At 32.8% G+C, this 10953-nt stretch carries 10 protein-coding genes; 7 read left to right on the top strand and 3 right to left on the bottom strand.

Features of this window, described 5'->3' with window-relative positions:
* Positions 1-415: hypothetical protein (locus tag EV145_RS22535; RefSeq protein WP_208110902.1), on the top strand; the 415-nt coding region annotated here is incomplete at its 5' end.
* Positions 416-500: 85 nt separating this feature from the next.
* Positions 501-2141, top strand: coding sequence for an alkaline phosphatase PafA (gene pafA / locus EV145_RS08760; protein ID WP_133524830.1), 1641 nt, complete (start codon positions 501-503; stop codon positions 2139-2141).
* A gap of 126 nt (positions 2142-2267) precedes the next feature.
* On the opposite strand, the gene ald is transcribed toward pafA, so the two are convergent.
* Complete coding sequence (gene ald, locus EV145_RS08755) at positions 2268-3386, bottom strand: alanine dehydrogenase (protein WP_133524829.1); 1119 nt, start codon at positions 3384-3386, stop codon at positions 2268-2270.
* 200 nt (positions 3387-3586) lie between these two features.
* Between ald and EV145_RS08750 the strand changes: the two genes are divergently transcribed.
* Positions 3587-4045, top strand: a complete 459-nt coding sequence (locus EV145_RS08750) for an Lrp/AsnC family transcriptional regulator (RefSeq protein ID WP_133524828.1) — start codon at positions 3587-3589, stop codon at positions 4043-4045.
* 61 nt (positions 4046-4106) lie between these two features.
* Here EV145_RS08750 and EV145_RS08745 read toward each other — a convergent pair whose 3' ends face one another.
* On the bottom strand, positions 4107-5555 hold the full coding sequence (locus EV145_RS08745; RefSeq protein WP_133524827.1) for a glyceraldehyde-3-phosphate dehydrogenase: 1449 nt from the start codon (positions 5553-5555) through the stop codon (positions 4107-4109).
* Positions 5556-5765: 210 nt separating this feature from the next.
* Positions 5766-7166 (bottom strand): Do family serine endopeptidase, encoded by a 1401-nt coding sequence (locus EV145_RS08740; RefSeq protein ID WP_133524826.1) that lies wholly within the window; start codon positions 7164-7166, stop codon positions 5766-5768.
* A gap of 138 nt (positions 7167-7304) precedes the next feature.
* On the opposite strand from EV145_RS08740, the gene dapF reads away from it, so the two are divergent.
* The 4 genes from dapF (at position 7305) to EV145_RS08720 (ending at position 10936) form a co-directional block, all read left to right on the top strand.
* Entirely contained in the window at positions 7305-8087 is a 783-nt protein-coding gene (gene dapF, locus EV145_RS08735; RefSeq protein ID WP_133524825.1) for a diaminopimelate epimerase, read from the top strand.
* 90 nt (positions 8088-8177) lie between these two features.
* The gene (locus tag EV145_RS08730; protein ID WP_133524824.1) at positions 8178-8711 is read left to right on the top strand and encodes a GNAT family N-acetyltransferase; all 534 of its coding nucleotides are present in this window, start codon (positions 8178-8180) and stop codon (positions 8709-8711) included.
* A 10-nt stretch (positions 8712-8721) separates the two neighbouring features.
* Positions 8722-9762 (top strand): endolytic transglycosylase MltG, encoded by a 1041-nt coding sequence (mltG, locus tag EV145_RS08725; protein WP_133524823.1) that lies wholly within the window; start codon positions 8722-8724, stop codon positions 9760-9762.
* A 532-nt stretch (positions 9763-10294) separates the two neighbouring features.
* Complete coding sequence (locus EV145_RS08720) at positions 10295-10936, top strand: peptidoglycan-binding protein LysM (protein WP_133524822.1); 642 nt, start codon at positions 10295-10297, stop codon at positions 10934-10936.
* The last annotated feature ends 17 nt before the right edge of the window (positions 10937-10953 follow it).

The raw sequence follows: 10953 nt of genomic DNA, 5'->3' as shown, positions 1-10953 counted from the left end.
GAGAGTATGTCGTCGCCTTTCTTTTAAGAATCCTTCCCGATTTATCGGGAGGGATTTTTTGTTTTATGGCTCTTTGTGTTTTTTGGCCGCAAAGGCCGCAAAGTCTCTTTTCTTTGCGATTAACGATGCCTTTAACAAGTCTGCAGAGGCTTTTCATGGCGGACTTCGCGCAGATCTTTGCGTTCTTTGCGGTTGGACAGCAATAAAAGCATCAGGTTCTTGTGAAAAGAGTATTTGTTGTGTGCCCCAAAACTGCGTTAGGGATGGGAGCGGCATCCTTTTGCGATACCCTGGGCATATTCCCCATCCTAAAACCCCCAATCGCAAAAGATACAGCGGACAGCCCGGCCCGGAGGGAAACGCCCAGATTGTATCCATTCCTTCAACAAGATATCGTCTTATTTCTGTTAAATAAAAATCAATTTTGGGTTTTAGTTTAGCCTCTGTTAGCCTTTTTAAATGTGAATCCCTATTTTTGTTTTAAATATTATAATTTAAGTATGAAAAAAACTATTGTATTGTTGACATTGTTTGTTATTGCAAATTTAAATGCTCAACAGCGCCCTAAGTTGGTTGTAGGTATTGTTGTAGATCAAATGAAAATGGAATATTTATATCGTTTTTCAGATGATTTTACACAAAATGGGTTCAAGAGATTAATGAATGAAGGATTCACTTTTCAGAATATGCATTATAATTATATGCCAACTTATACTGCACCAGGTCACGCTTCAATTTACACGGGGACTACGCCAGCAACTCACGGTATAGTTGGTAATGAGTGGTTCAGCAGAACTTTAGGTAAAGAAATGTATTGTACTGATGATGCCGGTGTAAAAACTGTCGGAGATGGAACAGCTGAAGAAGGAGCAATGTCTCCAAAAAATCTTCAAAGTACTACTATTACTGACGAAGTTAGAATGGCAACTAATTTTCAGGGTAAAGTTATTGGAATGAGTCTTAAAGATCGTGGTGCAATTTTGCCTGCTGGTCATTTTGCAAACTGGGCTTTTTGGTACAGTAAAACGGGTTCTTTTATTTCGAGTTCTTTTTATGGTGAAAAATTGCCAGAATGGGTAACAGAGTTCAATAACGAAAAAAACTATTTAAAATATATTAACAAAGGTTGGGATTTATATAAACCAGCTTCGGTTTATAATGAAAGTCTTCCTGATAATAATCCGTATGAAGGTAAATTATACGGAAGTGCCGCGCCTGTTTTCCCGTATAATTTAAAAACTATGTATGAGAAAAATGATGCTGGAATTTTAAGAGCTACTCCATTTGGTAACGATCTTTTGGCTGAATTTGCTAAAAAAGCTATTGAAAAAGAAGATCTTGGTAAAGATAATATCACTGATTTTTTAACTGTAAGTTTTTCTTCAACTGATTATGTTGGACATTTATTGGGACCACGCTCAATGGAACTTCAAGATACTTATTTGAGATTGGATCAAACTATTGCTGACTTTTTAGCTTATTTAGACAAAACTGTTGGTAAAGGAAACTATCTTTTATTTTTAACAGCTGACCACGCTGGAGCTGAGAATGTAATTTATTTGAAAGACCGTAAGTATAATGTCGATAATTATCCGTCAAAAGATGTGCGTAAAAGCCTTCAGGATTTTTCTATTAAGACTTTTGGAGTTGATTTATTGCTGAATTATTCTAATTTCAATATTTTCTTCAATAAGCAAATCATTAAAGAAAAAGGTTTAGAATTAGCAAAAGTAAAGCAAGCATTTAAAGAGTTTTTAATTTCACAGCCTCAGGTTAAAAAAGTATATACGGAAGAAGAAATTTTAGCTAATGGAGGAAATGACTATTACTTGAACTTTGTTGCAAAAGGTTATGATGTAACTCAGGATGGTGACATGGTTGTAATTGATAAACCTGGTGATATTGAATATTCGGCAACTGGTACATCTCATGGAACTCCTTACAGTTATGATACTCATGTGCCTGCTATATTTTTTGGATGGCATATTAAAAAAGGAGAATCATATGATAAAAAAGCTATTACGGAAATTGCTCCAACTGTAGCACAAAAAATCAAAGTTGCTTTTCCTAATGGAACCGAAGCAAAAGTAATGCAGGAGGTTTTAGATGAGAAAAAAGAAGCTTTGAATGCAAAAAAATAAATTCACTGTTATTATAAAATTTAAAGCCAGTCAATTGACTGGCTTATTTTTTGGTACTAAAAAAGGCTTTTCAATTAAGAAAAGCCTTTTAAGTAGTGTTTAGTAAGCACTTACTTTAATGTTAGCCTATGCGTTTGCTAACACTAATTCTTCATTATAAGGAAGATTCCAAGCTTCAGCAACTCCTTTGTAAAGGATTTTTCCATTAGCAACGTTTAATCCTTTTTTCAATTCTTCATTTTCGTTACAAGCTTTTTCCCATCCTTTGTTTGCTAACTGTAATGCATATGGTAAAGTCGCATTAGTTAAAGCCAAAGTTGATGTATAAGGAACAGCACCTGGCATATTAGCTACACAATAGTGAACGATATCATCAATAATAAAAGTTGGATTTTCGTGAGTTGTAGGGGTACAAGTTTCGATACATCCACCTTGATCTACTGCTACGTCAACAACAACAGTTCCTGGACGCATTAATTTAAGCATGTCACGTGTAATTAAATGTGGTGCTTTTGCTCCTGGAATTAAAACTGCTCCAACAATTAAGTCAGCATCTTTAATTGCTCTTGTGATGTTATAATGATTAGACATTTCTGTATTTACATTTGCCGGCATGATATCATCTAATTGACGTAAACGTGGCAAACTTAAATCCATAATAGTAACTTGAGCACCCAAACCTGCAGCCATTTTAGCAGCTTGAGTTCCAACAATACCGCCACCTAAAACTAATACTTTTGCTGGTGGTACACCTGGAACACCACCTAAAAGAATTCCTCTTCCTTTTAATGGTTTTTCAAGATATTTTGCTCCTTGTTGAATAGCCATACGACCTGCAACTTCAGACATTGGAACTAATAATGGCAAACTACGGTCAGCTTTTTCTACAGTTTCATAAGCTAAACAAACTGCACCTTTTTCAAGCATTGCGTGAGTCAATTCTTCTGATGATGCAAAGTGGAAATAAGTAAAAAGTAATTGATCTTTTTTGATTAAAGGATATTCAGATGCAATTGGTTCTTTTACTTTGATGATCATTTCTGCAATAGCATAAACCTCTTCAATAGTTCCTAAAACTACAGCGCCAGCATTTGTATATTCCTCATCAGCAAATCCACTTCCTAAACCTGCAGTTGATTGTACATAAACAACGTGTCCGTGTTTTTTCATTTCAGAAACACCTGCTGGAGTTAATGCTACACGATTTTCATTGTTTTTAATTTCTTTTGGAACACCTATTATCATAATTGTATATTTTTTTGTTTTTCTTGAATTTGTTTTACAAAGCTACTCATAGAGAATATATTATTGATAATTGACTTTTAAATAAGAAAATATTATTTTATTTTATACTTTTACAGAAATATTTTCTGTTTAAGTGCTTTTTAGCTTCTTAAAAGAGAAAAAAAGACTAAATTCTGCAAATTAAAGAAAACGTTTTCGTTATGGTTTTAGATGAAATTGACAAAAAAATCTTACGGCTTTTGCAAGAAAATGCCCACTATACCCTGAAAGACATCGCAAACAAAATAAATTTGTCTCTTACGCCTGTTCATGATAGAGTTAAACGTCTTGAAAAAGAGGGTGTTATAGAAAAATATGTTTCTATTTTAAATAAGAAAAAATTAGGAAACAATCTTACGGTATATTGTCAGGTTACCCTAACAAAACAGACCTATGATACATCTGAAGGATTTAATCAGTCCATTCTTAATTTGCCTGAGGTTGTGGAATGTAACTACGTTTCTGGAAATTTTGATTACATGCTAAAAATTATCATACCAGATATGGAAAGCTACCATCATTTTCATCAAAAGAAATTATCTGTTTTGCCTGAGGTTTCTCTAATTAATACTGTTTTTGTTATTTCTGAAGTAAAAAGTACAACTGTTCTTCCAATTTGATAAATAAAAAACCACCAAGAAAACTTGATGGTTTTTAGAAATGGTTGGTTTTGGTTTTATATTAATAGTAAGTAAAGCGTCTTACTTTTGCGATATATTTTGCAAGACGAATTACTTGATGGCTATAGCCATATTCGTTATCGTACCAAATATAGAGTACAATATTTTTTCCATCTTTTGATACGATTGTAGCATTACTGTCATAAATTGCAGGAGCAGATGTGCCTACTATGTCAGAAGAAACTAATTCATTATTCAAAGAATATTTTATTTGTTCTACTAGCTCGCCTTCAAGAGCGTATTTTTTCATGATTTTATTTACGCCTAAAATTGTAGTCGCTTTTTTAACTTCTAGATTTAAAACTACTAATGAGCCATTTGGAACAGGAACACGAATTGCATTGGATGTTAATTTTCCTTCTAATGAAGGCAAGGCTTTTGCAACAGCGCTTCCAGCACCAGTTTCGGTGATAACCATATTTAATGCAGCAGCTCTTCCGCGACGGTATTTTCGGTGCATATTATCAACCAAATTCTGGTCATTCGTATAGGCATGAATGGTTTCCAAATGTCCTTTTACAACGCCAACAGTATCTTCAATAGCTTTTAGAACTGGTGTAATAGCATTTGTAGTGCATGATGCGGCAGAAAAAATATTGATTTCATCAGGATTAAAATCATTGTGATTAACACCGTGTACAATATTTGGAATTCCTTTTCCTGGGGCCGTCAAAAGTACTTTACTAACACCTTGCGAAGCTAAATGTCTTTTTAAAGCTTCTTCTGTAGTAAATACTCCAGTATTGTCAATTAGCAAGGAATCATTGATTCCATATTGTGTATAATCAATTTCTTCTGGTGTATTTGCTGATATAATGTGAACGGTTGTTCCGTTGATAATTAGCGCATTATTTTTTGGATCGGCAGTTACTGATCCTTGAAAATCTCCATGAATGGAATCATAACGCAATAGAGAAGCTCGTTTCTCTAAACTTGATGCATCATTTTTATCACGTGTTACAATTGCTCTCAAACGCAATTGATTTCCTTTTCCAGTTTTAGACATTAATTCTCTCGCTAACAAACGTCCAATTCTTCCGAAACCGTATAGAACAACATCTTTTGGCTGAATTTCTTCTGAGGATTTTGCCTTTTTTAATTTATCCATAACAAAGTATCGTGCGTCAGGATATTTTTCATCTTCCAAGCGATACTCATAAGTTAATTTGCCCAAATCTATTTTTGCAGGTGGCAAATCTAGCGATAAAACAACTTTTGCTATTTCAACTGAATCAAAAATGGTTATTGGTTTACCAACAAATTCCCCTGCATATTGATGCAAATTGATTATATCGCTGACGTTTTTGTCCAATAATTGGTTTTTAAATAAAACCATTTCAATGGATTTGTCATACCATAAATCACTTATAACTTTGATTAATTCGACACCAGCTCTTCTTCGGTCGACTTGTAATGATACCTCTTTTTGGTACAAGGATTTTTTGCTCATAATTGACTAAATTGAAAAAATAAAATGCTCACTATTTTAAAATTTGGCGCAAAAGTATCCATTTCAATCGATTTCGTAAACTATTTTAGCATTTATTTTTGAAAATAAAAAAGTCATCTTAAATTTCTTAAGATGACTTTTTTTTAGTTTTCAGTCTCAGTCTCGGTTTGCAGTTTTTTAAGACTGTATACTGCAACTGTATACTGCGACTTAAATTATAATTCTAAATATCTCTCCGTTTCTGTTTATCATTTCAATTCGGACACTTTGGCCTTCATCTTTTTTCTTTAAAAGTTTAGAAACTGTCTCAACATTTGTTGCTTTTACATTATCAATACTTAGAATAATATTTCCTTGCAGTTCATTTTGATATTGCATTAAATTTTCATTTGTAATATTTTTGATTTTAACGCCATAATCAATTCTGAATCTCTTTTTATCGGCAGCATCAATATTTTCTAATTCGATTCCTTTAAATTCTGCGCTGTAAAATTCATTTTTGCTTAAAGTTACAGGAACTGTTTTTGTTTTTCCATCTTTAATATAGGTAACTTTTACAACATCATTTGGTCTTTTTGTATTAATATATCCTGAAAGATCTGCATAAGTTGAAATATTTTGATCATCAAGTTTTACAATAATATCGCCTTTGCCCAAACCAGCTTTTTCTGCACCAGAATTTTTAGAAACGCTGTTGATATAAAAACCTTGTGTTTGTGTTACGCCTAATTCTTTAGATGCACTGCTGTTAAGTTCTCCGCCTTCAACGCCAAGAATTCCTCTTTGAACATTTCCATATTCCATTATGTCTTCAATAATTTTTCTGGCAATATTAGAAGGAACTGCAAACGAATACCCAACATAAGAACCCGTCATTGAAGAAATCATGGTATTGATTCCAATTAATTCTCCGCGTGTATTTACCAACGCTCCACCGCTATTTCCTGGATTCACAGCAGCGTCAGTTTGAATGAAAGATTGAATACCGCTTTGATCTAAATTTCTGGCTTTCGCCGAAACAATTCCAGCTGTAACTGTTGAAGTTAAGTTGTACGGATTACCTACTGCTAAAACCCATTCACCAACTTTTACTGAATCTGAATTGGCGAAAGCAGTATATGGAAGTTTTTCATCGGCATTGATTTTTAGTAATGCAATATCCATTTTTGAATCAGTTCCAATAAGTTTTGCTTTGTACGACTTTTTATTGTTCAGCGTAATTTCAATTTCTGTTGCATCTTTAATTACGTGATTATTCGTCACAATATATCCATCTTCAGAAATAATAACACCAGAACCAGTTCCTACTTGTTCTTGCTGTTGCTGACCTCCGTAACCATAGAAAAATTCCATCATAGGATTACTGATTGTTCGTCGAGAGACATTTTTAACGTGAACAACGGTATGGATTGTCTTATCGGCAGCGGCAGTAAAATCAACAGTTTCGGCTGATAATCCAACATTTCTGCCAAATGAATTGGGGGCTTGAGTAACAACAGAATTTTCTCTTCCAAAAAAAGAATTGTTGCCATCAAATAATAATTTGTACGCACCAAGTGTAGTAGCACCACTTAGTAATGACACTAAAAATAAGGTTGAAAATCTTTTCATAATTACAATTTATGTTTAAGTTGTTAACGTAAAATTAAAGCAAAAAATTATTTGAAAAAATGGTTTAACGCTCTTTAACAATGATTAACATTTCATTAATTAATAGTTCGTACTTTTGCATTTCTTAACCACTAAAAAATGCAAATAGAATTTTATAAATATCAAGGTACAGGTAACGATTTTGTGATGATTGACAATCGTTCTAATTTTTTTCCAAAAGAAGATATTCAATTGATTGAACGTTTGTGTGACAGACGATTTGGCATTGGAGCTGACGGGCTTATTTTACTTGAAAATGATTCTGAAACTGATTTCAGAATGGTTTATTATAACTCAGACGGAAATGAAAGTTCAATGTGCGGAAACGGCGGCCGCTGCTTGGTTGCTTTTGCTAATCAACTAGGTGTTATTAATGATAAGGCAACTTTTATCGCAACAGATGGTTTACACCATGCTTCAGTTGGCAACGATGCTATTGTTTCATTGCAAATGATTGATGTTGAAGAAGTTCAAAAACATGATTCGCATACTTTTTTAAATACTGGTTCTCCTCACCATGTACAGATTGTCGAAAATTTGCAACAATATAATGTAAAAGAAAATGGAGCGGCAATTCGTTATGGAGCTTTATATGGAGAAAAAGGGAGCAACATCAATTTTGTTAAAAAAATTGATGACGATACTTTTTCGCTTAGAACTTATGAAAGAGGCGTTGAAGATGAAACTCTTGCCTGTGGAACCGGTGCAACTGCAGTTGCAATCGCGATGAACGCAATTGGCCAAACAGATAAAACTTCAATTAATTTAAATGTTGAAGGCGGAAAACTGGTTGTTTCATTTGATAAATTAGGAGAAAACTTTTCAAATGTTTTCTTGACTGGGCCAGCAAAATTTGTTTTTAAAGGAACGATAGAAATATAATCAATTTGTTAGTGTTAGTGAAGTCGAAGATAAATTTCAAATTTAAAAATCGACAATCTAAAATCTGAATTCTAAAATCTAAAATTATAAATGATCACACTCAAAGGCGAAAATATTTACTTGCGTGCATTAGAGCCTAATGATTTAGAGTTCGTGTATGAAATGGAAAATGATCAGAACATTTGGGAGGTCAGCAATACTAATACGCCATATAGCCGTTATTTAGTTCGTCAATATCTTGAAAATGCCCAACAGGATATTTATGAGGCGAAGCAATTGCGGTTGGCAATTTGTCAGGATAAAGATTTTCCAGCTATTGGATTAATAGATTTATTTGAATTTGATCCTAGAAATAATAGGGCCGGAGTAGGAATTGTGATTCGAAATAAAGAATATAGAAATCAAAACATTGGTTCTGAGGCATTAGAGTTATTGATAAAGTACTCTTTTCATAATTTAAATCTGCATCAGCTTTATGCAAATATTAATGTAGGAAATGTAGCTAGTATAGCACTTTTTACTAAATTTGGTTTTGAGAAAATCGGAATTAAAAAAGATTGGATTTTGCTCGATAACCACTATCAAGACGAAGCAATTTTTCAATTAATTAACAAACAAATCTAAATTTTAAACTTTGAGCTTAAAAAAAAATATCACGATAGTAGCTGTAGCCGTAATTTCAGTTTTAATGATTTACGGATTTATTTTAATTAATAAAATTTTCAGTTCGAATACGAAATTTGAAAAAGAGGAACTTTACGTTTATGTGCCAAGTGGTGCTAATTATACAGACGTAAAAAAAATATTAGAACCATATGTCAAAAACTTTGACAATTTTGAGATGGTGGCCAATAAAAGAAGCTATCCTGAAAATGTAAAATCGGGGCGTTTTCTACTTAAAAAAGGAATGAATAACATTGATTTAGTTCGTGCAATGCGTTCTAATGTTCCGGTTAAATTAGCTTTTAATAATCAAGAGCGTTTGGAAAATTTTGCTGGAAGAGTTGGTTCTGAAATTGAAGCCGATAGTTTGTCTTTATTAAAAGCGATTAAAGATTCTACCTTCATGGCGGAGAATGGTTTTAATGAAGACAATGTTTTTGCGATGTTTATTCCAAATACATACGAGATTTATTGGAATACTTCTGCAGAAAAATTCCGTGACAAAATGATTAAGGAATATCATAAATTTTGGACTGAAGAAAGGATAGCGAAAGCAAAAAAACAAGGACTTACTCCCGTTCAAGCTACAATTCTAGCTTCTATCGTTCATAAAGAATCTGTGAAGAAGGATGAGAGACCACGTATTGCTGGAGTTTATTTAAACCGTTTGCGTTTAGATATGCCACTTCAGGCTGATCCAACAGTTATTTATGCTTTGAAATTGAGAGATAATAATTTCGACCAAGTTATTAAAAGGGTTTTTTATAACGACTTGGTTATGAGATCTCCATATAATACTTATGTAAATGTAGGGCTTCCACCAGGACCAATTGCAATGCCTGATATTACAGCGCTTGACGCAGTTTTAAACCCAGAGAAGAACGATTATATTTATTTCTGTGCAAGTGTTGATCGTTTCGGTTATCATGAATTTGCTTCTACTTTAGCAGAACATAATGTAAATGCGAAAAAATATTCAGACTGGATTGCAAGCCAGGGTGTTACGAGATAGTCAAAATTTTAAGAAATTATAATATTAGACCGAAGTAAATTTTGCTTCGGTTTTTTTGTAAGTCGAATTTACGTAGTTATTTTAGAAATAATTCTCTTTTTCAGAATCTAGAAAAAAAAAACATAACTCAAATTTGACGTTTTAAAAGATTTTAAAAAGTGCTTTTTCAAAGAAAAGTTAAAAAAAGAGCTAAATTTAGGTTTTTTACTACAAATTTATTCTGAATATTTTCTGGGTGAAATTATATTCAGTCCAAAAAATGAATATTTTTTGTAAGCTTTATCTTTGTTTTTTAACAAATTTGATAAAAAAATGATAAAAATGATATTTTTTGAGATTTAATTTTTCCTGTTTTTCAGTGCAATTCAACTTCCTCAAAAATGCTCGTAAACGGCATGATCAAAGGGTTTAAACAGGATTTCTAATTTCTTAAAATTACATAAGTACCTGATTAACAGTGTTGTTTTGTATTTCTTATCTTTGCACTGTAGAAATTTCAAGAGGGTGACAGCGTCTTGAAGAAAAACAATTTATGATAAAGAAATGGTATTTTTATGCGAGTTTAGTCGTTATTATTACATTTTTAAGTTTGGGTTTTAAACCCTTCAATCTGGAAACCAAACGTTGGTTTCTTATCGAAAAATCAGATGGAGCCGAATACCTATTTCCATCACAAGAAAAGGATGATTATCCTAATTTAAACTTCCCATACACCGGAAATCATTTTATAGGTTTTAAAGAGGCAGTTGCTTTCAAAGAATCTCAAGGAAAATACCGCTTAGTTAATACGCTTGGTTACATGGGAAAATACCAATTTGGTTCTGAAGCCCTAAGAGCTATTGGTATAAAAAACCACAAAGCCTTTTTAAAGAATCCTGCATTACAAGAAAAAGCTTTCATTGCTTTATTATCCAAAAACAAATGGATATTACGTTATGAAATCGAAAAGTACGAAGGAAAAGTGATTAATGGTATTGAAATTACCGAATCTGGAATTTTAGCAGCAGCACACCTTGGTGGAGCTGGTTCAGTGAAAAACTTCTTTAAGAATAAAGGAGCAAGGCATTTTAGAGATGCTTACGGAACTTCATTAAAAAGCTATATGAAAGATTTTGGAGGTTATGATCTCTCTTATATTGAAGCTGATAGTAACGCGACAATAAACAAGATTTAAAAAAGCATAAAAAATCC

It is taken from the genome of Flavobacterium sp. 245 (assembly GCF_004362055.1).
Taxonomy (GTDB): domain Bacteria; phylum Bacteroidota; class Bacteroidia; order Flavobacteriales; family Flavobacteriaceae; genus Flavobacterium.
Note: the sequence above shows the minus strand (reverse complement) of the source record. Positions and strands in the feature narration are given on the sequence as shown.